Origin of the sequence: Paenibacillus sp. FSL R7-0048, from assembly GCF_038004505.1 — a bacterium.
In the GTDB taxonomy this organism is placed as follows: Bacteria; Bacillota; Bacilli; order Paenibacillales; family Paenibacillaceae; genus Paenibacillus_AQ; species Paenibacillus_AQ odorifer.
Window position 1 is genome coordinate 1041191 of the sequence record NZ_JBBORF010000001.1, and the last position, 22793, is coordinate 1063983.

Consider the following 22793-nt stretch of genomic DNA (forward strand, 5'->3'; position numbering starts at 1 on the left):
TGTTGTGAGTGTGTAGATTAAAGTCTGACAATTACTCCTGCGCTGCTGTAAATCCCTCTTCCGCTAAATATTCTTTAGCTTCCTCAAGCGTTTCAAACGCCATCTCCAGATTGAGGTCGGCATAGACATACCATAAATCATCCTCAAGCTTTAGGGTTAGGGTTTGGCCCTCATCATTAGTCCAGAGTGTATCGGCAGTTGCCGCAGCCTTTTTCTTTCTTTTGCTGGCTACAGGAGCATCAGGAATGTAAATAGACAGTGAGGTGATGGAGGCATCCAGCAAACTGCGCAGCTCGGATTCCGAGTAGTCGCGAATATTCACGAAGCCCTTATCGTCTGTCTCGTAGCCCCGCAGTAAGCCTGCGAACACATAGCCATTACCATTTGGATGCAGGTGAAAAGCCACGGTTTTCTTATCATGCTGGCTTTCCTCGTAGTGATAGTTCACGCGCCCAAGGGATACATTTTTGCGTTCCAGCTGGGGGTAAGAGTCGAGAATCGCTAATTTTTGTTCAAAAGTAAGCATATACAGCCTCCGGTTTTCGGTGTGATTGTGCACATGATTATACCATGTCGATGGATCGTAGACTATTTTTTAATCATCAAGCGGCAGAGACAGCACGAAGGTGCAGCCTTTGTCTGAGTGCTCCTCAAGCACGAGGCTTCCGTTCATAGATTCGGCCAACAGACGGCTGAAGGTTAGGCCGAGTCCTAGACCACGCAGTGTGCTCTGCTTATCGCTGCCCCGGAAGAAGGCTTCGAAGACATGCTCACTATGATTGGATGAGATGCCAAGCCCATTATCTTGAACACGGATTTCGGCAAAGCCATGACCTTGCTGCTCCAGCAGGTCTATCGTAAGCTGCACCTTTCGATCCGGAGCTTTGGCTTGTACGCTGTTATTAAGTAGATTGACGATAATCTGCTGGATACGAAGGGAGTCCCCACGCAAAAATAAGGGATTGATCGGCATATGGAGCACGGGTTCAGCAACATCTTCCGCCTGTGTCAGTTTCCATTGATATACGATTTCTGATAGTAGTGGTACGGCATCGAGTCGGTCGTGACGAACGGAAACCATTCCTGCAGTCAGGGCATTGTAATCCAGAAGGTCGGCTACCATTCGCTGCAACCGCCCAGCCTCCAGCAGGGCAATATCCAGAAATTCCACAGCTTCATCACCTTCAACGACCCCTTCGCGGACGGCATGCACCAGGCCTTTAATAGAGGTTACGGGTGTTTTCAACTCATGGGAGACTCCGGCCAGCATTACGGCTCGAGACTGCTCAAATTGCTGTAACTTGCCTGCCATCTCTTCAAAAGACATCATCAGCTCATGAATTTCCCGCTCTTTAGCATCCTTATCTAGAACGATATCATAACGGCCATGGCTGATTTGAGCCGCTGCCTCGACTACCTTCTGAATGGGTTTTGCCAGTTTACGAGATAAGAGGTAAATGGTTAGCCAACTTAAGATGATTAGAAACAGCAGCAGTATGGAGAAAAATATGATCTCCTCCTGTGGAATATGCCGCAGTGATTTTTTGGATTGCAGGACAATAACCTGTCCCAGTGTTTTGTCATCCGAATTTATGGGAGCCACAGCAGCTTTGAACTCCGGACTGCGGGAGTCGTTCAAGCTATCATTTAGCTTATATCTCATTTCCTTGTCAGTTAGAGGTGGCAGGGAGAATAGCATTTGACCTTGTTGATCAGTAATGATCACGCACATCTCTATGGTTAACTTGAAAAACCGCTTCCGGTCTTCGATCAGTTTTTCGAGATTTTGGCTGATTTCAATGGAGCCTTCCATATTTAAGCTGCGATCTGCAATCTCCTGTGCCAAAAGCCCCGCAGTCTGCAGACGATTGCTCATAGCCTCCTGACGGATCCACCATAATGTAGCTAAAGCTGTGAGGAGCAGGCCTACACTAATAATGAGCAAATAACGTATCGTCCAGTAAGAAAGGATAGAGGTACGTTTGGCGTTGTTTCTCTTTAAGTTGTCCATAATTGATATCCCGTCCCCCTTAGGGTACGGATTTCCCCCTCACTAGTTGGCCAGTGCGACAACGCTTGGCGTAGTCTTTTGATCGACAAATCTACCGCCCGGTCGCTTCCTTCATAATCCATTTCCCATACAAATTCTATTAATTGCTCACGCGTACAAATCTGATTAGGTCTTTCAGCGAGAAATAACAGCACTGACATATCCCGAGGACTAAGACTCAGCTCAGCCCCATTTAAAAAGACAGCACGTGCTGTGAAGTCGATAAACAAACTGCCATAATGCCGTTTACGGCTGCCATCAGACCACTGCGAGGGACGGCGTAAGACAGCGTTCACGCGTGCTACCACCTCCTCGGGAATAAAAGGTTTAGACATATAATCATCCGCACCACCGTCGAGGCCGGCTAGCCGGTCATTGATCCCATCTCTTGCCGTCAGCATGATCACAGGGCAGCTGCTTTTTTCACGGATGAGCTTAAGCAGTTCAAAGCCGTCCATGTTTGGCAGCATGATGTCTAGTAATACTAATGAAGGAGGAGATATAGCAAAAGACTCCAGCGCAGCGCGTCCATCGGCTACACGGGTGACTTGAAAGCCTGCTTTTTTCAGATAAGCACTGAGGACCCTAGAGATGGCTTCTTCATCTTCTACAACAAGAATGGATTTCGTCAAATTGGAGTACCTCCAGTCCATAAAATTTACGACAAGTTTAACACATCATAGCCCGTTCTGCTCTGACTTCTTCCCGACATATTGCTTTGTTAGAATGAGGGACGAGCTTGAAAGCATACAGAAATTATGAATATTGGAGGGAACAGGATGAAGAGAAAAAGAATAGCCTTGATCGCTGCAGGAGTTATTATCGTAGGAGTAGTCACAGGTTATACATTACTGGATAAATCGCTGGGCAATAATGTAGAGATCGAGTCCGTGATTCCAAATCAAGCAACCACAGCAGATGCTGGAGAGACAACAAATAACACTGGAGCATCAGCAGGGGTGGCGGTCACAGCCGAACAATTAAACGGGGATTGGACCCTTGCGGAAACCTCTAAAGTCTATTGGTCAGTGACGACCTCTAAAGAAACAGTAAACTTCGTAGACAACAAAGTTCAGGGTACCTGGAAGGTAAATATAGAGGATTCTACTTCGATGGCCGGGGAAGGGACAGTGGATATGAGCGCTCTGGATTCTGGCAATAGCCAACGGGACGAGCATGTAAAAGGAGAGGATTTTCTATCCGTAACGGAATTTCCACAATCCACGTTTGTAGTGAAGTCATTTTCGGAGCTGCCGGCAGAATGGACTGAAGGAGCAACTGTGCCTGTTGAAATGCAGGGGACGCTTACCGTAAAAGGAGTAGAAAAGGACGTCACCTTTCAGTCGCAAGCGGCGTATAGCGGGGGACAGTTGATGCTGTCGGGAACGACAACAGTGGCCTTTTCTGACTTTGGTCTAAGCAATCCCCACACCGTTGTGCTGGATACAGAAAATAATCTTGAGGTTCGTTTGGAGCTTGTGCTGACAAAATAGTAGCTCTTTCGTAAGGATAACGCTGCTGTGAAATTTATAGAGAGACTGTACTGAAGAGATTTTCCCAGGCCGTGTTGGCTTTTGGGAAAGTCTCTTTGGTTTGGAATGAATTGTATGTTTTAATAGTAGTATCTGTCGAATAACTAGCAATAGTGGAGGTGTTCTTTGTGATCAAGGTGGCGGCAGCAATTATACATAATGAAGAAGGGCAGATTCTTATTGCCCGGCGGCGGCAAGGTAAATCGCAGGCAGGTCTGTGGGAATTTCCTGGTGGCAAAATAGAGCAGGATGAGAGCATCGCAGAGTGTCTGCAAAGAGAGCTTCAGGAAGAGATGGGGATCACAATCCTTCCCTATGAGAGCTTTGGCATGAACGAGCATAACTATGGAGAGATAAAGATCCAATTGATTGCTTGGAAAGCGCGGTATCAGGGAGGTGTAATTGATCTGGTGGATCACGACGAACATAGGTGGGTGCTTCCGGCTGAACTGGATCAGTTCATGTTTGCTCCGGCAGATCTTCCTTTTGTAGAACGTCTAGTGATGGAATCAAAGCCGGATTGAAGGGAGATATAATATAATATAGAAGAAAGGAAGAGCTTAAATGCCTGTATATGAAAAGCTAGTGCGTGACGGTATCCCCGATTTGATAGCTTCTCAAGGTAAAGATTTTAACACAAGGATATTAGAGTCCAAAGAATACATAACTGAACTACGTAAAAAATTGCAAGAAGAGTCGAAGGAATATTTTCAGGCAGCAAGTGATGAAGAAGCTCTGGAGGAGCTTGCCGATATGCTGGAAGTGATTCAGGCTCTGGCGGAGACACACGGGAGCAATAGCGTGGAGCTGGAGAAGCAACGTGCAGAGAAAGCTAAACGTCGCGGTGGATTTAAGAAGGGGATATATCTGATTGAAGTGGAAGGAGAATAACGGGGAGATTATTTTTCCGCACAAGGAGGGTAAAACGTTGTTCAAAACCAAACTGACGATGATCTTAAGCAGTGTGGTAGCCTTGATTCCTGTAGCTATTTATTTATTCCTTTATTCCAAAATGCCGGATACCGTGCCGATTCATTATGATGGGAACATGGCTGATCGATTTGTAAGTAAAGCTAGTCTGGAGGTTATTTTGCAAAGCGGGCTGGGTTGTTTAGGATTCGTAATCATGAAGCTTTTACAATTCCTTTTGCAAAAAGCGTTTATTCAAAGCTCTAACGAGCACTCAGCGGCCTTGAGCAAGATCTGGAATATTGCTATTTTGGTGGTGACGGTGGTGTTTGCTGGCATCAGTTCCTATACATTCATTAGAATGGTCTGATAGAATTAAAGAGACTTAGCAGAAGGATTAGGAGGAACATGCAAATGAAAATGGACAACGCTTACAAGGTGAGATGGGGAATTATTAGCACAGGCTGGATTGCTCATCAATTTGTTACTGATTTGGCGCATGCCAGTAATGGTGTGGCTTATGCCGTTGGGTCAAGATCTCAGGAAAGTGCCGATGAATTTGCTAAAAATCATGGGATTCCGCATGCCTATGCAACCTATGAGGAATTGCTGAATGACCCGAATGTAGACGCGGTATATATTGGAACGCCGCATCCTTTTCACAAAGAAAATGCTTTAATGGCGCTGCGTGCAGGCAAAGCTGTCCTATGTGAGAAACCTTTTACCGTAAACAGCGGTGAATTGGAAGAAGTTGTGGCCTATGCTAAAACGCATAAGCTATTCCTGATGGAGGCAATGTGGAGTCGCTACATCCCGGCGATTGTGAAGGTTAGAGAATGGATTGCTGAGGGTAGAATCGGTGATGTTCGTTTGGTGAAGGCAGACCTAGGGTTTCGTACCGACTGGAATCCGGAAGGCAGATTGCTGAATCCGCAGCTGGGCGGGGGTGCGCTGCTGGATGTGGGGATTTATCCGGTTTCTTTTGCCTCCATGGTGTTTGGACCTCATCCTGAGTCTATTTCCAGCACAGTGCACATAGGTGAGACTGGAGTGGACGAGCATTTCTCGATGCTGTTGTCATATGGTAACGGGAAAACCGCTTCGTTGAACGGTGGTATTCGTCTTAACATGTTGGAGGAAGCGCATGTGTTTGGCACAGAAGGCCGTATTATTGTAGAGGGTACATTAGTGAACCCGAAATCGGCTGCGCTTTATATAGGAGATGAGAAGGTAGAGAGCTTTGCAGATGACCGAGCTTCTATTGGATATTGTTTTGAAGCGGAGGAAGTAGGACGTTGTCTTCAGGCAGGGCTTACAGAGAGTCCGGTGATGACATTGGATGAATCGTTAGCGATTCTGAAACTGCTGGATCAAGTGCGTGCACAGTGGGGGCTTAAATACCCTGGAGAGTAATTAAAATATAAATTAAACACCCCTCGGCGCAGTGCTACACAAGTAGCTCCGAGGGGTGTTGTTATATTAACTAAGCTGCGCTAGTTCTGATTATTGGCGTTTTTGCCTGCCTGGACCCAGCCGGCCACTTCAACGGTACGCTTCGCTTGATGAAAAACAGCGTCACGGATCCGATCCTGATCTTCGATCATTTTACCGTCTCCATCTACACTGACACTTGTTCCGTAAGGGTTGCCTCCCGCACCAAATGTGACTGGATCGGTATAACCGGGTGCTGCAACAATGGCTCCCCAGTGATACATCGACGTATAGAGTGCCAAAATCGTAGCTTCTTGTCCACCATGCGGGTTCTGTGCTGAGCTCATGGCGCTGACGACTTTGTTTACTGTTAGTCCTTTGCCCCAAATGCCACCGGTTGTATCAATGAACTGCTTCATCTGGGAAGCAATGTTACCGTAACGGGTTGGGGAACTGAAAATAATCGCATCCGCTTCGACTATATCGTCGGGTGTGGCAACTGGGATATCTTTTGTTTTCTCAGCTAGGGCTTTCATGGCTGGATTTGCTTGAATTTTGTCCTCGGGGACGAGTTCCTGCACCTTCAGCAGTTTTACCTCAGCTCCTGCTTTTTCTGCGCTTTCCGCGGCCCATTGTGCTAGCTGGTAGTTAGTTCCTGTGGCACTGTAGTAGATGACAGCTAATTTGATTTTTGGCATGCTGTAGTCATTCCCTTCGAGTGTAGTTCCATACTATTAATTACCCTAATGGTGTCTTTATAACCCAGAATGAAATCAATCTATTCGAACTGGACAGACAGATGTCCACTTTGCCTGTGTATACTAAGTTCAATCACAGGAAATGAGGGAGAATGGATGAATACTTATTTTGTAGAGAAAGCAAAAATGACCTTGGCGGGGGTTAGCATACGCACAACTAATGAAGCAGAAATGGGACCTGATGGAGGTTTGTCGCAGCTGTGGGAAACTTATTTTCAGAGTAATGTTGCGGGGCAGATAGCTACGGTAAATCCTGAGTATATCTATGCTTTGTATACGGATTATGAGAGTGATGCGAGCGGAGCGTATACCGTTGTGATCGGGCATGAAGTAGCTGAGGAGAGACATTTAGAGGGAAGTCAGCTAGAGGAAGGCGAGCTAGAGGAAAACGAGCTAGTGGAAAGCGAGCTAGAGGAAAGCAAGCTAGAGGAAAGTCAACTAGTGGAAAACCAGTTCACCTATGCGGCTGTACCGGAGAGCAAATACATGGTTTTTACGACGAAAAAAGGTCCGGTATTTGAAGTAGTCGCGCAAGCGTGGGGGGAGATTTGGGCGTACTTTAAGGAGTCTGGGGAGGTAAGAACTTACACGGGGGATTTTGAGATTTATGATTCACGGAATTTTGACCCTGCTGACACGCAGGTTGAGATTTATATTGCGATTGAATAGATAGGGGAAAAATGGCTTTAAGTGCTTAGTGGGTTAAGTGCTTAAGAGGGAGATTTTTTAGGGAAAAGTGTTATAGGAAAGTGTTTAAAGGGAAGTATTTTATAGGGAAAAAGGGATTTAAGGGAGTTGCTTCTGATAGTAGTATCAAGCAGCTTGCGAGAGAAAGGGGGGCTGCCGAGAGGTAGTCCCTATTTTTGCTGACGGCCAGGTACCGGGGAGAAGGGTTACTTGACGGTGGAAGAGAATATGACAACTTAAAATTCTCGGGATGTGTTGTTAATCTTTGCTGAGGCTTGCATTTAGGCAGACGGGGGGAGACATAAGAAAAGCCCTAGAGTATATATACTTAACTAATATGTCTGCGGAAAAATATACGGTAAAAATCCCGTAGATTTGCTGGATTGGGCAGAAATGGCGGGGATGTACGGTAAAAATCCCGTAGATTTGCTGGATTGAGCCAAAGTGGCGGGGATGTACGGTAAAAATCCCGTAGATTTGCTGGATTGGGCAGAAGTGGCGGGGATGTACGGTGAAAATCCCGTAGAATAGTTGGATTGAGCCAAAGTGGGGAAATGTACGGTAAAAATACTCTACATCAGCTGCATAGCGTCGAATTAGTCAGAAATAAGAGCAAAAGTGCCCTACATTAGCGGTATCGAGCCAAAGTAGCAAGAAAGAGAGGCAAAAGTGCTCTACATTAGCCGCCCCAAGCCAAAGTAGCAAGAAAAAGAGGCAAAAATGCCTTACATTAGCCGCACCAAGCCAAAGTAGTAAGAAAGAGAGACAAAAATGCCTTACATTAGCCGTCCCGAGCCAAAGTAGCAAGAAAGAGAGGCAAAAGTGCCCTACATTAGCCGCCCCGAGCTAAAATAGCAGGAAAGAGAGTCAAAAATGCTCTACATTAGGCGCCCCGAGCCAAAGTAGCAGGAAAGAGAGTCAAAAATGCCCTACATTAGCGGCAAACGCCGCTTGGACCTAGTCAAAGTTAGTTTGATGGAGGAGCTAGTGGAACTGTTATTGTTAGTGGAGTTAATGCGCTTAAGGAACTGATTCAGTTGGTGAAACTAACGGAGTTGATAGAGCTAATGTAACTGTAGAAGTTAATGTAGTCGGCAAAGCTAGTTAGTTAAGCAAATGTGGTTGATGGAACTGAGGTGATTAGTGAAGCTGCTGTAGTTCATGTAGTTCATGTAGTTCATGTAGTTCATGTAGTTCATGTAGTTCATGGAACTCATTGAGTCGGCTGATCCGATAGAGTTGAGTAGAGATGACCAATTAGCCAACACACAAATATACAGAAATGGAGAATGCCAAATGGGAAAACAATTCACCGCTATACTACCTGTACATGAAGAGTTTATTCTTCGGCAGCACCTATTTTTCGTAGGGTCAGCGCCGCTTTCAGAAGATGGGCATGTTAACCTTTCGCCGAAGGGACATGATTGTTTTCGGATATTGTCTCCTAATCAGGTGGCCTATCTAGACATGACTGGCAGCGGTAATGAGACGAGCGCGCATCTGCTGGAAAATGGAAGAGTGACGGTTATGTTTTGTGCGTTTGAGGGGCCGCCTAATATTTTAAGACTGTATGGAACAGGGGCTGTGATTTTGCCTGAATCAGGAGAATGGGAAACACTGTCCCCTTTGTTTACATCTCTGCCTGGAGCTAGACAGATCATTTTGATAGATGTTCATAAAGTACAGACTTCCTGCGGATTTTCGGTCCCATTCATGAGTTATGCGGGTGAGCGGGATACGTTGCAGCGTTGGTCTATCCAAAAGGGCGAGGCAGGCCTGAAAGAATATAGACAAGAGAAAAACACTAAGAGTATAGACGGGCTACCCACACCTCTTGGACAAAAAAACTGACCAGAGAGGGAGAGGATCTCCCAAACTTATGGTCAGTAGAAGGAAGGCACAAACCATAGGGTTGCTTACTTAAGTCATTAAAAGTTGTCTACTTCGAATAGGGATGTACATCCAAGTCGTTCAAAGTTGTCTGCTTCGTATATGTACACCCAAGTCGCTATAGTTGCTTGACTACCATTATAAATGTTCACTAGGTGGATACAGTGTATGCTATAAACCATTACATTCGATCTCATTAGGCAAAGTATTAAGCTAATTGAACGCAACAAGTAATCCCGTAATCCTGTAACCTGTAATCCCGTAATCCTGTAATCCCGTAATCAAAAAAATGAAGGACATAAGGGTGACGATTCATTTGGCATCCCATTGGAGGGTTTTTTAGAGTGTCTTACCCTATTTAATAGTCTATTAAACTTATTGCTTTTACTGTTATTTCTATCATCGCATGCTCGTTTATTTAAACTTATAATGAAGGCGATGGGATGGGCTGCTTTTCCATCAATCATCGTTTACATTCTCATGTAGAAGTTATTTTACGTAGATTAATAAACGGACAAAGGAGATACAGCATGCTGCCATCACTCGCATTTCTTAAACGTCAATTAGAGGGGATTTTACGCAATAAATTTGCACAGGGGCATCAAACCTCGGGTTATTTAGCCAAGCTGGAACAGCTTCCCGCAAGCTATGATGCCTATCTGGAATTCGCTCATAGCTTGGTGGCCATTCCAATGAGGGACAATTGGCCTTACTATGAACCAAACGATTTACAAGAGATATGGCAGGAATGCGATCCGGCACGACCTTTAGGCCAGGTCGGCATCTTGAATCTTAAGGATAGCTCCAAGCGTGTGGAGGCGGGATTCCTCGCTTCAGTCTGTGGTTCAATGCTAGGCAAACCGATTGAGGTAAACCCCAGCTTGTCGGAATTGCTTAAAGCTTTAACTTCTGTAGGGGAATGGCCACTGAATGATTACATTTCTGATGAAGTTCTCCATGCTTTGGATCGTCGACATTGGTCTTGGTTTGAGACGACGCGGGGGCGAATTCGTTATGTGGCACCTGATGATGATATCAATTACACATTAATGGGAATGATGGCGTTAGAACAATTTGGCGATGGTTTTACGAAAAGAAATTTAAGAGATTTATGGATAAATCATCTTCCGATAAGTACTACTTGGGGGCCGGAGAGGACCATCTTGCTTCGATCGGGGATTAGCTATTTGGAGCATGATAGAGAACTATTCAATCATTCTGAAATAGAGGCTTGGCCCGACTTCATGGTGCAAGATACAGAACTATGCGGAGCAGCGATTCGCGCAGATGCTTACGGTTATGCCTGCCCCGGTCAACCCGCTCGTGCCGCTGAGCTAGCTTGGCGTGATGCAAGTTTTACACATCGCCGGACGGGGATCTACGCCACGATGTTCATCGCCGCTGCGATTGCAGTTGCGCAAGTGCTGCGCGATCCTATTAAAATAATAAGTACTGCACTGCAATTCGTACCTAGAAGGAGCCGATTCTATGAGATTACTCAGGATTGCCTGCAGAGGGTAGCGAATGCAGATAACTGGCTGGAAGCTTATCAGAGCATTAACCATAAGTATGCAAATTATAGTCACTGTCAGGTTTATCAGGAAATAGGTACCTTAATTAATACATTTCGATTTGCAGACAATGTCGGTGACGGGATATGCAAGCAGGTGATGCAAGGCAACGATACGGATAGCTTTGGAGCAACAGCAGGCTCTCTGCTCGGGGTTTATTTCGGTTCTGACAGCCTGGAAACAAGATGGCTTGAGCCTTTCCAAGACCGGATTCATACGGGATTATCTAATTTTCATGAGCAAAAGCTATCCCGTTTGGCTGAGCGGATGGGGCGTTTGCCAGAGCTGTTGCATACTCACCAACATCGAATTGAACCCAGCGAGCTCTATGTAAACGAGAACACCGATTTAAACCTTTGAATTTGATTTCACCAAAAAAATGGTTAAGATATCTGTTACTACGGTTCACAATTTTATTTCCTTGGAGTGTTTGTGGGACCTATATAGAAGTGCTTTAGAAATTAAAAGTTCCAATTGAGTAGCTGAGTAAAAGTCACCGTGCTTAATGCAATACGACATTATCCCGTAACAGGTTACTTTTTGATTTTTTTCATCTATCCATAGACTGCTAGTACATGGAAAAAAGACACCACCCCCCGGTTAGTGTCTTTTTGTCTAGCAACAGGTACTGCTAACAATGGCAAATTTGCTTGAAGATGTTACATCAAACGTAGATCACATAAGGGATGATGCGTAACCAATGGTGTGAAAGCGTCTAGAGCAGATTACTTGAAAGTTCAATGGTTTGTTAAAAACATCCGCAATAGGTAAATTAACGAGACTTAGACTACAGGATAATTACGAATGATTAACGAGCTATGTGATCTTCATGGCATTACGTACCTATTAACCATCGAAGCGCTGTCCAACGCTAGTTGCTATAAGTGGTGGAGCTTACAGGATCGTCGAGCCGACACAAAGACAAGGTTATCCCGTATGCCGTATCCCGTATCCTGTATCCCAAATCCCTACCGCCCAAAGCTCATGCTACCCACGGATTCCACTATAAACACAGGCACATATTGCTCGCCCATGTCTGTTCCAACGAGCTCATAGCCATTCTGATATTGGCCACTAACTAACGCGTTACCTGTAACGGAACCCACTTCTCCTTGGAGCAAAATATAAATCCCATCCGAGTAAGCAAGACTATTGCCGAAGTTATCTACGATGATCTCACAATGAAAAGAGACCTTTTCAAAAGGATGAGTGGTAAGATCCGCAGCTGAGATTACAGCATACTCCTGAACAATCTCCGCGAATTGATAGCTGCCGTCTACTTTACGGTAAAGCGCATTTTGCCCGTCAACACCGTCTCCAAGATCCGCATTAGGCACGAGAATAGAGTCATCCGGCTGCAGTTCATAACTATCACCAGCTAAAGAAAATAACTGCGAAATACCATTCGATTTCATCTCATATGCTGTGAAAAGGGTGCGTCCACCTTCAACCTCAGATTGGGCTAAAACTACAGGTACACCTGAAGAGGTTGCCAACTGTTCATTAAAAGTAAGACTGCGCAGACTCTCGAAGCGTGGCAAGCTGTTTCCGGTTAATGTGACCACATTGTCGTCGTTATTCATCGCGGTATAATAGAGCACGCCACTATTATCCGTCCCGGCAACGATCACTTTTGTGCCCAATAGTCCTTTGCGGGAGATGACGTTGTTGTATTTGTCTTGCTCTTCACCGCCAGGAAGGAGGCGAACAGGCTCTGCGATATTCCAAGCCAGCCTAGTAGCGGCAATGTTTGTCGAAGTGTCTTCTAGCGGAGCAAGCTCTCCGTATAATTGTATCGCTTCAGCATATTGACCTTTAGTTGTCAGACGTTTGGCGTTTTTTAGTAGCTTAGCCTTACTAGTATCGATCAAAGTCAGCACCTTGGATGAAGTGATGCCTGCCGATCCTGCAAAATTACGATAAGCTACAGTATGCCCAGCAAAAGCTGTGATATTGTCACCTTCAAGATCTTTGTTCAGGATGATCTTCCCGCTGCTTTCTGCTTGTTGAAGTACCCAAGGAGCTTCGTAATTATGCTGGCTATAAGCACTCATCAGGGACAGGGTGCTTTCCAGCATGCCGGTAAAGTTTCCTGCTCCTGCTAAGGATTTTAATATAGCTGTGTCATGGCTTTTAAACTTTGAGGCTAGTAAATCCTCTTTGGAAGCTGCACTTCCATAATAAGCATCAGGAATCTGCAAAAGATTCCATTTGAAGTTCTCTTCATTACTCACCCCTCCGCTCTGGTTCTGGGCAAGATCGGCAAGGAACTGCTCCTTAAACTGACGGAAATAAGAGGTGAACTGGTCTGAAATGCCTGAGGCCGACGATAACTGGCGATAATAGGATTCATAGGGACCGCCTGGCTTCATATATGTAGCTTTTAAACTGAGCAGAGCTTGATAGCTTTTCATAAATCCGGCAAAATCCTTAGTCGCTGCTTCCTCCTTAGTAGAGGCTACCAAATCATTCAGAACTTTGCGGATGTCTGTGATTGGAGCTAATTCATCCAGACGTTTTGCGACTCTTTCTTCCTGGTAATCAATGGAATAGTTGGCCGCTGCTTGACGGTACTGATCCTCTGCATTAATCAGATCCCCGGCAGCGTAGAGACGGTCGGCTTCTTTGGTGATTTGTATTTTATCTGCGATGAGAAAAACCTTCTGTCCAAGCAGCACAAGCATGCATATACACAAAATGATCATAAAGTTTCGCAGGGTTATTAATTGTTTGAACGTCATATAGAGTAGCCTCTTTTTTCAAAATATAAGAAAGCCTAAGAAAGTATAAGTTTTACGGTATACATCATCCTTATATTTCTTTGAGAAACGCTTGGTTGTCATCAATAAGGATGTTTGCTTTATATTGGTTCATCTTAGCTTTCAGGTCTATTGGACCTCCGGGTCCCAGCGATATTTGGCTTCACGAATGTCAGCTACCCTGAGGTCTAAGCCGTTCCAAGGTTCATGGGGATTCGCAGCAATGAGTTTGGACAACCGCAAGAAACGGTCCTTGGGCAGATCTTGCACGTATCGGCCAATCATATTGGAGTAGAGCAGGGCATAACGCTTCATTCTTACCGCCGCTCCTGCAACGCTCGTAAGGATGGTTAAGCCGTTAGCCATCTGGCGAATCTCCACTTCATAGTTCTTCACGTAGCGTAGTGTACGATCCTTAATGAGATCGGGACGGACTTTAGCGATCTCGCCGATATATTCGGCTAGCAGTGGTTCGAAGTCTTTTAGAAGAAGCTGCTCCAGTTCTAGATCCATATCCTTGCGGAGTAAAAATCCATGCAGCAAAGCCACTCGCTGCCGCGCGATCCGGTCGCCGCGAAGCAGGATGGAGAGCTCCCGCAGCTTCTCATAGGCAAGAACATCATCCTCACGGAGTACGGAGACAGCTTCCTGACGGTTGACCTCCAGCCCTTCCTTGATGATGCCGATCCCACGACCAAGCAGCTCATTGAGAGAACGAAGATTCTCGTTCTGCCTTACTTTTCGCTGCGTATAGTACAATAGTCCAGCAAGCACAAGACCCCCGGCACCACACAATATCATTTGTTGGATGCTATTTCCAAAATAGACAGAGGCTAGTGTGAGCAGTAAGATGAATAGTAGGCGGGTATGCATCTTCCGTCTGACTAGTGATGCTGCGTGCTGCTCTACAGCAATAAGTGAGGCTCTGCCACATTTGCTACAGCGGTCTTCGCCAAGAGCGGTATACCGCCCGCAGTCGCGACAGATGCGCAGCTTGTCATAAGCGTAACGCGGGGCCTTGAAAGGCCGGAAGGTAACGGGTCTTTTCTTATTCACGGCCTTTATCGCCTCCGTTCAAAGCGGCTAGCAGTCGATCGTTAATATCATCACGTGTCAGTGGTTTGCGCTGATGTGCGGCATAAATGGAAATCTGAATTACGGCAATTAGGAACGTAATCCCAAGAATGACGTATGAAATCATGGAACAATCCTTTCTCATGGACGCTCTGCAGTCCAGATGGCTTTTAGAATGATAATCTTCTATGCATCAATGCACTGGGTCCGGCGGTCCTAAAGTTGAAGTTTACAAGGTTTAATTATATCATAATGGCATGCTATTTACAGATTTTAGCGATAGTGCTGAACCTGTCATATGTGCCTAATATAACACAAGAGGAGCCCTATTTATGCTTCGTAAATATCAAAGTATTAGAACAACCAAGACTCTCTTTCTACGTATCTTTCCGGCATTGCTCCTGGCTCTTTGTCTAGCTGCCTCGCCTTTTGCAGCTGTTAAGGCCTATGCGGCAACGTCGGCGCAATCTCACATTGACGCTGTGCTTCTTATTGATGTCAGCAACTCCATGAAGACTAGTGACAAGAACAAAATCGCCAACGAAGCGATGAAAATGTTCATAGATATGTTATCCACCCAAGGTGATAAAGTAGGTATTGTTGCCTATACCGACAAGGTGCAACGGGAAAAGGCCCTGCTGCAAATTAGCTCGGAGAGCGATAAGCAGGATTTGAAGGATTTTATTGATGGTTTGGACCGAGGAGCTTACACCGATATCGCTATTGGCGTAGAGGAAGCTGTAAAGGTTCTGCAGAATGGAAGTGACCCTTCCCATGAGCCTATCATTGTAATGCTCGCTGACGGCAATAACGATTTCAACAAAGCGACAGGCCGGACGCAAAGTGAATCAGATAAAGAGCTGAAGGCGGCCGTAGAGGTTGCCAAAAAAAATGGCTATCCCATCTATACCATTGGACTTAATGCAGATGGCAAGCTGAATAAACAAAGCCTCGCCGACCTGTCCAACGAGACGGGTGGTAAAGCATTTTCGACGGACTCAGCAGACGAACTGCCGCAAATCCTGAGTGAGATTTTTGCCAGCCATTTGAAGCTGAAGGTAGTGCCTGTGCAGTCGATTACTGCAAATGGCGATTATCAGGACGTGACCGTCAACGTGCCTAACGGCAGTGTTTTGGAAGCCAATATCTCAATTATGTCTTCACAGCCTGTGACAGCGAAATTAACGGACCCGTCAGGTAAAGAAGTTGCGATCCCCTCAAACAATGTCCTGCTGTCCAAGTCTTCTACTTATAGCTTGATTAAGCTACTGTCACCGCAGGAAGGAGATTGGAAACTTCAGGTTAAAGGTGTGCCAAAGGATAAGATTGATATTAATCTAGTCTTTAACTATGACCTGGAGCTTAAGATCGATGCGCTGCCATCAGCAACCTATAAAAAGGGTGATAAAATCGACATCACCTCCCATCTGTTCAGCAACGGTACTCAGGTAACACTCAGTAATTTGTATCAAGATATGAAGGCGGTACTGCTTGCTACAGATATTGATACAGGTGATGTGCAAGAAATCGAACTGGATAACTCCGGAGCTGTCTTCAAGGGTACATTTGAGGTAAAAGAAAGCCATAACTACGAGTTGAAGGTACGGGCAGAGGAAAGCAGCTTTTATCGGGAAAGTGCACCTGTCCAGATCAGCGCGAAGACAGGCGGAGCAGCAACAACAGCACCTTCTACAGGGACTGGCAACGAAGAACCCCTGAAGGAAGCCTCATCCAAAACCCTGTATTACATTATAGGGGGCATTCTTTTAGTGCTGGCAGCGGGTGCAGCATGGTATGTGCTGAATAAGAAATCGGCACGTGGTTTTGTTGGACAGCTGGTAGTAGAGGTTAAAGACAGCAATACGGGTGAGAAGACCTACCCACAATATAAGAAGCTTGCAGGCTTCAAGGGCAAGTTCACCCTTCATCAGCTGCTGCAATTGGCGCCTGAACTGAAGGAGAGCGAAACTGTTATTTTCACACCGGCTAAGAATGACCGATTGCTGTTACGCAGCGGAGAAGGTGTTACTGTGGAGAGATCAGGACGTGCTGCGGATGCTTCGCGTGGTCTTGAACTGAAGAGTGGGGACCGCGTTTCAGTATCTCTACAGACGGTAGATAAGACGATTTATCTGGAATATTTAGTATAGTAGGCAATGGCAATGTATGCCGCAGAAACAGTTTTGCTGCAAGATATCTGAAGTACAGCTTCCGCAAAACTTTTAGGAGGATAAGCATATGAAACCAGTAGTAAGAGAGCATATACAGCAGTTGGATGTATCACTAGGCGGCGGGATTGTCAGCGATAAGATCAGGGTGGATACGATTGATAATCCGATCCTGATCATTGGACTAGGCGGCACGGGCATTGATGCTCTGCTGCGTCTTAAATATCAGATTAACCGCCGCTTTAAGCTGCCGGAGGATCCGATATCCAAGAAGAAACGGGACAAGCCGGATAATGTGGAATTTCTAGCTTTTGAGACGAATGAACAGGATCGTGGAAAAAAATACAAAGGCATTGGGCTGGACCCGCAAAATGAATTTGTACTGTTGGCGAATGCCGAAATCGGCGGATTGTTGCAGAACCGCAGTATCCTCGATTCCTATATTACGGATTGGCTGTCACCTGAGCTGAGTATTACAGATGGTATGAATGGTGCTGCTGGTGTGCGGCAGGCTGGACGTCTGCTTTTGTTCACCAAGATTAATCAGGTTGTAGGCGCGATTGATAAGAAGATCAAGACGTTATCCGTAGGCACTAACAAAAAGCTGATGGTCTTTCTCCTGACAGGTCTGTCGGGCGGTACAGGCAGTGGGGCTTTCTTGGATATTGCCTATATCGTGCGCGGTATTATTGAACGTGACTATGGATCAGCTGGTATTGACCGTGTGAACACACTGGGGTACCTCTTTACACCTGACGTGAATTTGTCTAATAAAAGTCTAAGCGAGCACACGCGTGAATATATTCGCAAGAACGGTTATGCAGCGCTAAAAGAGCTGGATTACTGGATGAATGTGGACAGTCGTGGTGAGCGGTTCCAGCAGCAATACGGTAATATTTTGACGGTAAATTCACCGCTGCCTCCATTTAATCTATGTCATTTGATCTCTGCAACGAATACCGAGGGTAAGCTGCTGGAGAATGCGTACGATTACTGTATGAACGTAACGGCGGAGAACATCACGAACTTTATGGCGAGTGAAGAAAAACAGTCTGGTGAAGAATTCGCCATCCATGACTATATCAGTAATATCCGCACTAACATTGCGCAGATGAACAAGACCTACCCAGCTAACTATGAATACAACATTATCGGTGCCTCGTCCGCTGTGCTTCCGATTGAGGAAATGACGACTTACCTGGCTTTCCGCTTGTTTGATAAAATGGAAAAAATGTTCCAGCAGGCGCCAGGTCAAGAGGATGTAGAGAAATTCGCACGTAAGCTTGGAATTGATCTCGACAGTATGATCAAGACGTTTGAATCCCGTGTGCCTGAGCCGTTGCCAGGCTACGAGAACAGCGAACGCTTGAGCCATGCCAATGTTGTTAAGAATCAAGTGGTAAGCATGGATACAGAGCTGGAGCAGAACTTCCTGGCTCGTGCCCGTGAAGAATATATCAAATCGAAAAAGCAGCTGCCTGGCGAAATTGTGGGACGTTTCAGTGAAGAGCTGGAGCGCATCTTCCTGCATCCAGAGCAAGGGCCGTTCTACGTTTCCCGCTTGCTGTATACCGAGAAGGGCTTCTGTATTTTGAAGCTGATTCAGTCTTATATTGAGGCTTTACGTGAAAGCTTGTTGCGTTTGCCACGTGATATTGAGACAGCGCAGGACAGTGCGGATGAGAAGCTGAGCGATGCCCGCAGTGCTTTTGTCTCCAAAGAGAAGAAGAAAAATGCCTATATTGAGGCTAAAATCAATGAGTATTGGCTGCACGCCGATGTAGAACGCACTGAGCAAATGATTCAATTTTACGAGGACTTATATGAGCTCTTAAACAATGAGAACAGCCGGATTTACGGTGTGTTTACAGAGATTCTTAGTGCGCTTAGCTCGATTTTTGCCAAGAATGGGGACATCCTTATCAATGGCGAAGAGCAGGCAGACTATAAAGGAAACAAAACTTATTATTGGAACATTGTGAACGTGCCGGATATTTCGGCGACCATCTCCAAGATTATGGATCAGAAGGACGGCGACGACCTGATTCGTGACTTCACCCGTGAAATGCTGAAGCATTCCGGACGTTGGGTCAAAGAGCAGGAGATTGATATCGTTCGCTCAATTTCGGAATTCCTTAGCGATAAGTTTGGGGATCTGATTACCCGTTCGATGGAGGATTTCCTTGTGATGAAATTCGGCCATGAAGAGCCGCTGGATAAATTCGTTGAGCGGATTATTGCCGGTAAATTGGACGAAGAGGCTGTGCCTACCTTCCACCTTAGCAATAGCTCAGGCAGCTTACATTTCCCATCATGGGGTTTCGTTTCCGTGCCTGTTAAAGCGCCGGGTATCCTAAAAGGGATTCGTAATTATCAGAATAATGCGCTTGGCAAATCGCAATTTACGATCAAGGAAAGCCAAGTGAAAAACCGTATTTTCTGGCTTAATACACGTAACGGTGTGCCACTTTTCGTATACACGCCGCTGCGGGTGTTTGAAGAAAACTATGAGCGGACCATTCTCGACAAGGAAGGGATCGGCCGCCATCTCGTGATGACGGATAAGAACAACTGGACGTACCTGCCTTCTCCGATTCCAGAAAAATCATGGGGCGACACTTACGTCAATTCTCGTGTACGTGATTATAACGCTAGAGTGCGTGCAGACTTTGCAAAAGCGCTGGCAAGTGGAGTCATTATTGAAAAAGGTGTAGATGAGAACACAAGTAACAGATTTTCTGTTGTGTTCACCAAACCTTTTGATCTGGACGCCATTTTGAACGGTTTCGATATACAGTTGCAATCCACACGCCCAAATCTCGGTGAAGTGAAGAAGGCGGTTGATGAGCTGAAGAGCCTGCGTGAGAAGGGCTTGGAGCGGGAAGGCATTAAAGATATCTTTGGCAGCATCAACAAGGACATGGCGCAGGAGAATCTCATTCGTTCACCGCAGCTGATTTCACGTGTTCGTGTGGAGCTGGCTAAATATGCTGAACTGACTGCCAAAGCCGCTGAGCTTGAAGGTGTGCTTCATCAATATCTGGACGAAGATAAGTGGATGGATCAGTTCATTGAAGCTTTGTATACGGACAGCATTATCAAAAAAGGCGCACTCTACGTTTATGACCGTGATGAAGAAGAGGACGCTTGGGAGCCGTTTGCTAATTTGATGAAAGAGCGCAGCTACGTAGAGTATGCCGTGTATCGGCACTTCCGGGAGCTGGATGAGAAGAGCCGCAGCGTACTGCTGCGTAAGGCAGCACGTCGTGCAGGTGAAATGACTGCCGCTGAAGACGTTACCCCGCTGCTCTATAAGCTGGAAGGACTGTATGTATCATTCCTGGAAGCACGCGATAGCTTGGAGTACGAACGGGTAGAGTATGAGAGCGGCGATGAGATGTACGGATTCTACAAGAGCATGACTAGCAAGCTCGGCAGTATCCGCAGAAAGTTGAAATAGGCCTATGATCAAAACACAGGCATTATCTTATGGTGAACAATATGCGGTACAGGAAGAGGCACAGCGCAGCAAAGGGGATGGACGCAGCAGCATCCATTACCCTGCCCTGTTTCTGTTCGTAGGCGACAAGGTTGCTCCGGCCATCGGTCCGGTGCTGGATAGCTGCGAACGAAAATGGGATAACGCCGGCGGTGTTATGGCGTTACATGCTGTGTCAGGTGCGGCAAAAGAGGGAATAGACGGAAGTATAAGTGGATCTGTTGCGGGAGGAAAAGACCGGGTGCTGGCCATGGCCTTGCCGGAAACGGCAGGGTCAGATCCACGCACTGTGCGTCATGAACTTTACCGCAAGTTTCATGAGGATACACGTTATCTTGCTGAAATGAATAAAGTTATCCGGCGGCTGAGCAACAGTATAGCGGATTATGGACGTCTATATTCATCTTTTGACGTCATCCATCTCTCTATCATTACGCGGGTTGATGATCCGCTTAATGTATTGCTGCCGGAAATTACACTGCTGGCTCGTGCTGTACTCGGCCAGTCCTTTAAGTCCGTACAGACAGATCTCTACGCTCTGATCAATGAGCGGGAGCAAGGGGATAATTTTGGATATTCCAGCTCAGTAGGGCTGGCTTTTCTGCGTGAATTGGACAGAATGCAAGCTACGGACTATAAGTTTAATGCGCCGTTACTTGTGACGGAAGACGGTCTGTCGATTCCAGTTGCCCATGGTCCTTCCGCATTATTTGACCTTGTGTATCTGCTCTCCGATAAGAATGAGCGCGGTATGATGTCTGCACACGGTATGGATGACAACTACGAGATTATTTCTCATATTAGTCTGCTCAAAAATCGGGTCCGCCCGGCTTCTGATCAGGCTACTGGTCATGGCGGATATAACAATATGACCTTCAAAAGCGGCATCAGGGGCAGCACTGGAAGACAAGGCTACGCCTCTGCTGGCTTTTCCGGGGTAAGAAGACCTAATGTTCAAATTGCTTTGGCGGTGCTGTATCATGCGTTCCGGCGGCTTGTCTCCGATATGCGTGAGGGCAGTTCGTGGACTATACGTGAACGGCAGGCGTTGTTAGGGCTGGACCCTGACAGCTTGCGGGAACACGCGGTACACCTACTTCCGGAGAAAGACGGCCTGAATGAAATGACGGGGTTAATGAGTCACGGACGCCCTACCTATAATGAACTGAAGCAGCTGTCACTTCGTGAAGCTGAACGGCAGTTGTTCGGTGACGGGGGCGAAGCTTATTTCCGCAATAACTTTGTGGCAGAGTCAAACCGGAGAGTAGAGGGAATGAATCCATTACGCCAATGGCGCACTATGCTGGCGGCACAGGAAACATCTACGCCAGCGGTAAGCTTTTATCAGCTTGCGGAGTGGACGGCAGATCGTGATGAAGCCGGAAGTGTGCTCCATCTTTTACGTCAGCATATGGCAGGCCTGCGTTCCGCAATTCTCTCCATGCAGGAGGAGCTTGAGGACCTTTACGCAGAAAGCGTGGAGCGCCAGCCGTTCCAGCGTGTGCCGCTTTTTGATAAAAGAACAGTACGTAACTTCATTCATTATTTATTCTCAGCCGTATATGGCAAAAAATATGAACTATTGGGCCTAGAAAGTGAGCTTGCCCTATGCAGTCGTTTGGAATCTGCACTTGAGCAGCTTCATATGGAAAGTATGGCCCGTGTGAAAGCTATGGAGACTTTGGAGGAAGAATTGCGTATTACTGTTATGGACAGCATTGGGCGAACAAACGAAACAACGGGCCAGAACGTAATGGAATACTACCGCGTAGTCACAGAAGAAGTGATGAAGGATATCGAAACCCGGCGTGGACCTGGAATATTCTTCAGTGAGAAGTACATGGGCAGTATCTCCAAGCTCTTAGAACAAGGGAAAGAAGCTGTGATTGAGCGTTTGATTGATATTTGCCGCCGGGAGCTGCTGACAGCAGAACCTTTCAATTTATCTTTTGAGGAAGAGCTTCTGCGGCGTGCAAATGTTGCGGCAGCCTATGAGAATCGTCAGGTTCTATCGAGGGAAGAGCTGTTCAAGCGCTTGTATCATAATTTAGAAGAGGGCGCGGCCATTAATGTTCGGTTATTCGAATATACGCAAGAGCATCGTCATGAGGAGAAATATTTCTTCGGAGACAGTTCATCAGAGTTTCTACGCTACGCCTTTGGAGTAGATGAGACAACCCGGATTTACCGGTTAGGATTCGTGCATGAGCAGCGGAGGAGCGGAGTGGAGAAGCTAAACCTGATGGGCGGCTTTCATTTAGAGGACCTGCTCTATTATCGCAACGGTAAGGTCTATTATGAGACTTATGCTCAGAATGGCTATCAGCTCCATGGGCTGAGTGAAGATCAGCTTCCTGAGATGCGCTGATGGCGTAATAGATAGGTCCCCTCACTTTGAGTCCCTTTATTGCCTTGGTGCAATAGAGTCATCGGATATAACGCTTAATTAGATTTCTGGGATAGGG

18 protein-coding genes are annotated in these 22793 nt (G+C 46.2%); 11 read left to right on the forward strand and 7 right to left on the reverse strand.

Translation table 11 applies throughout. From position 1 onward, the window contains the following. Positions 1-31: 31 nt before the first annotated feature. The 3 genes from NSQ91_RS04475 to NSQ91_RS04485 form a co-directional block, all read right to left on the reverse strand. Positions 32-526 (reverse strand): hypothetical protein, encoded by a 495-nt coding sequence (locus NSQ91_RS04475; protein WP_076099543.1) that lies wholly within the window; start codon positions 524-526, stop codon positions 32-34. Positions 527-595: 69 nt separating this feature from the next. Continuing rightward, complete coding sequence (locus NSQ91_RS04480) at positions 596-2011, reverse strand: HAMP domain-containing sensor histidine kinase (RefSeq protein WP_076129601.1); 1416 nt, start codon at positions 2009-2011, stop codon at positions 596-598. Then, a complete protein-coding gene (locus NSQ91_RS04485; RefSeq protein ID WP_232061150.1) occupies positions 1999-2682 on the reverse strand; it encodes a response regulator transcription factor in 684 nt (227 codons plus the stop codon). The genes NSQ91_RS04480 and NSQ91_RS04485 overlap by 13 nt, the downstream gene beginning before the upstream one ends. 147 nt (positions 2683-2829) lie before the next feature. Here NSQ91_RS04485 and NSQ91_RS04490 point away from each other — a divergent pair, with 147 nt between their 5' ends. The 5 genes from NSQ91_RS04490 (at position 2830) to NSQ91_RS04510 (ending at position 5904) form a co-directional block, all read left to right on the forward strand. Further along, positions 2830-3543, forward strand: coding sequence for a YceI family protein (locus NSQ91_RS04490; protein ID WP_076129600.1), 714 nt, complete (start codon positions 2830-2832; stop codon positions 3541-3543). Between the two features lie 167 nt (positions 3544-3710). Beyond that, positions 3711-4106: an 8-oxo-dGTP diphosphatase MutT gene (gene mutT / locus NSQ91_RS04495; RefSeq protein ID WP_076185009.1), complete on the forward strand. Its 396-nt coding sequence runs from the start codon at positions 3711-3713 to the stop codon at positions 4104-4106. Between the two features lie 40 nt (positions 4107-4146). Next, positions 4147-4473 carry a nucleoside triphosphate pyrophosphohydrolase gene (locus NSQ91_RS04500; RefSeq protein ID WP_076302821.1) on the forward strand — a complete coding sequence of 109 codons (327 nt, stop codon included), beginning with the start codon at positions 4147-4149 and terminating at the stop codon, positions 4471-4473. A gap of 37 nt (positions 4474-4510) precedes the next feature. Then, entirely contained in the window at positions 4511-4861 is a 351-nt protein-coding gene (locus NSQ91_RS04505) for a DUF1648 domain-containing protein (protein WP_081391932.1), read from the forward strand. A gap of 44 nt (positions 4862-4905) precedes the next feature. Further along, positions 4906-5904: a Gfo/Idh/MocA family protein gene (locus NSQ91_RS04510; protein ID WP_445670797.1), complete on the forward strand. Its 999-nt coding sequence runs from the start codon at positions 4906-4908 to the stop codon at positions 5902-5904. A gap of 80 nt (positions 5905-5984) precedes the next feature. Here NSQ91_RS04510 and wrbA read toward each other — a convergent pair whose 3' ends face one another. Further along, a complete protein-coding gene (gene wrbA / locus NSQ91_RS04515; protein ID WP_076129597.1) occupies positions 5985-6620 on the reverse strand; it encodes an NAD(P)H:quinone oxidoreductase type IV in 636 nt (211 codons plus the stop codon). A gap of 156 nt (positions 6621-6776) precedes the next feature. On the opposite strand from wrbA, the gene NSQ91_RS04520 reads away from it, so the two are divergent. The 3 genes from NSQ91_RS04520 to NSQ91_RS04530 all read left to right on the forward strand — a co-directional run bounded on the left by NSQ91_RS04520 (position 6777) and on the right by NSQ91_RS04530 (position 11188). Then, complete coding sequence (locus NSQ91_RS04520) at positions 6777-7349, forward strand: GyrI-like domain-containing protein (protein ID WP_312149557.1); 573 nt, start codon at positions 6777-6779, stop codon at positions 7347-7349. A 1314-nt stretch (positions 7350-8663) separates the two neighbouring features. Next, the gene (locus NSQ91_RS04525; RefSeq protein ID WP_340033996.1) at positions 8664-9218 is read left to right on the forward strand and encodes a pyridoxamine 5'-phosphate oxidase family protein; all 555 of its coding nucleotides are present in this window, start codon (positions 8664-8666) and stop codon (positions 9216-9218) included. Positions 9219-9787: 569 nt separating this feature from the next. Beyond that, positions 9788-11188: an ADP-ribosylglycohydrolase family protein gene (locus NSQ91_RS04530; protein ID WP_340916579.1), complete on the forward strand. Its 1401-nt coding sequence runs from the start codon at positions 9788-9790 to the stop codon at positions 11186-11188. A gap of 608 nt (positions 11189-11796) precedes the next feature. Here the strand turns inward: NSQ91_RS04530 and NSQ91_RS04535 are convergent. The 3 genes from NSQ91_RS04535 to NSQ91_RS04545 form a co-directional block, all read right to left on the reverse strand. Further along, complete coding sequence (locus tag NSQ91_RS04535; RefSeq protein WP_340916582.1) at positions 11797-13569, reverse strand: hypothetical protein; 1773 nt, start codon at positions 13567-13569, stop codon at positions 11797-11799. A gap of 147 nt (positions 13570-13716) precedes the next feature. Continuing rightward, the gene (locus NSQ91_RS04540) at positions 13717-14643 is read right to left on the reverse strand and encodes a hypothetical protein (protein WP_340916585.1); all 927 of its coding nucleotides are present in this window, start codon (positions 14641-14643) and stop codon (positions 13717-13719) included. Continuing rightward, positions 14636-14788 carry a hypothetical protein gene (locus tag NSQ91_RS04545; RefSeq protein WP_155986556.1) on the reverse strand — a complete coding sequence of 51 codons (153 nt, stop codon included), beginning with the start codon at positions 14786-14788 and terminating at the stop codon, positions 14636-14638. The genes NSQ91_RS04540 and NSQ91_RS04545 overlap by 8 nt, the downstream gene beginning before the upstream one ends. 205 nt (positions 14789-14993) lie before the next feature. On the opposite strand from NSQ91_RS04545, the gene NSQ91_RS04550 reads away from it, so the two are divergent. From NSQ91_RS04550 to NSQ91_RS04560, 3 genes are all read left to right on the forward strand, one after another. After that, on the forward strand, positions 14994-16811 hold the full coding sequence (locus tag NSQ91_RS04550; protein WP_340916586.1) for a vWA domain-containing protein: 1818 nt from the start codon (positions 14994-14996) through the stop codon (positions 16809-16811). Positions 16812-16899: 88 nt separating this feature from the next. Then, positions 16900-20289: a tubulin-like doman-containing protein gene (locus tag NSQ91_RS04555; protein ID WP_340916588.1), complete on the forward strand. Its 3390-nt coding sequence runs from the start codon at positions 16900-16902 to the stop codon at positions 20287-20289. A gap of 4 nt (positions 20290-20293) precedes the next feature. Continuing rightward, complete coding sequence (locus NSQ91_RS04560; RefSeq protein WP_081383413.1) at positions 20294-22696, forward strand: transcription initiation factor TFIID; 2403 nt, start codon at positions 20294-20296, stop codon at positions 22694-22696. Positions 22697-22793: the final 97 nt, after the last annotated feature.

Coding starts and splice junctions, on each gene's coding strand:
- NSQ91_RS04480 (WP_076129601.1), bottom strand. CDS start 2,011: ATGGACAACTTAAAGAGAAACAACGCCAAACGTACCTCTATCCTTTCT.
- NSQ91_RS04500 (WP_076302821.1), top strand. CDS start 4,147: ATGCCTGTATATGAAAAGCTAGTGCGTGACGGTATCCCCGATTTGATA.
- NSQ91_RS04510 (WP_445670797.1), top strand. CDS start 4,906: ATGAAAATGGACAACGCTTACAAGGTGAGATGGGGAATTATTAGCACA.
- NSQ91_RS04530 (WP_340916579.1), top strand. CDS start 9,788: ATGCTGCCATCACTCGCATTTCTTAAACGTCAATTAGAGGGGATTTTA.
- NSQ91_RS04525 (WP_340033996.1), top strand. CDS start 8,664: ATGGGAAAACAATTCACCGCTATACTACCTGTACATGAAGAGTTTATT.
- NSQ91_RS04490 (WP_076129600.1), top strand. CDS start 2,830: ATGAAGAGAAAAAGAATAGCCTTGATCGCTGCAGGAGTTATTATCGTA.
- NSQ91_RS04520 (WP_312149557.1), top strand. CDS start 6,777: ATGAATACTTATTTTGTAGAGAAAGCAAAAATGACCTTGGCGGGGGTT.
- NSQ91_RS04535 (WP_340916582.1), bottom strand. CDS start 13,569: ATGACGTTCAAACAATTAATAACCCTGCGAAACTTTATGATCATTTTG.
- NSQ91_RS04550 (WP_340916586.1), top strand. CDS start 14,994: ATGCTTCGTAAATATCAAAGTATTAGAACAACCAAGACTCTCTTTCTA.
- wrbA (WP_076129597.1), bottom strand. CDS start 6,620: ATGCCAAAAATCAAATTAGCTGTCATCTACTACAGTGCCACAGGAACT.
- NSQ91_RS04555 (WP_340916588.1), top strand. CDS start 16,900: ATGAAACCAGTAGTAAGAGAGCATATACAGCAGTTGGATGTATCACTA.
- NSQ91_RS04560 (WP_081383413.1), top strand. CDS start 20,294: ATGATCAAAACACAGGCATTATCTTATGGTGAACAATATGCGGTACAG.
- NSQ91_RS04545 (WP_155986556.1), bottom strand. CDS start 14,788: ATGATTTCATACGTCATTCTTGGGATTACGTTCCTAATTGCCGTAATT.
- NSQ91_RS04475 (WP_076099543.1), bottom strand. CDS start 526: ATGCTTACTTTTGAACAAAAATTAGCGATTCTCGACTCTTACCCCCAG.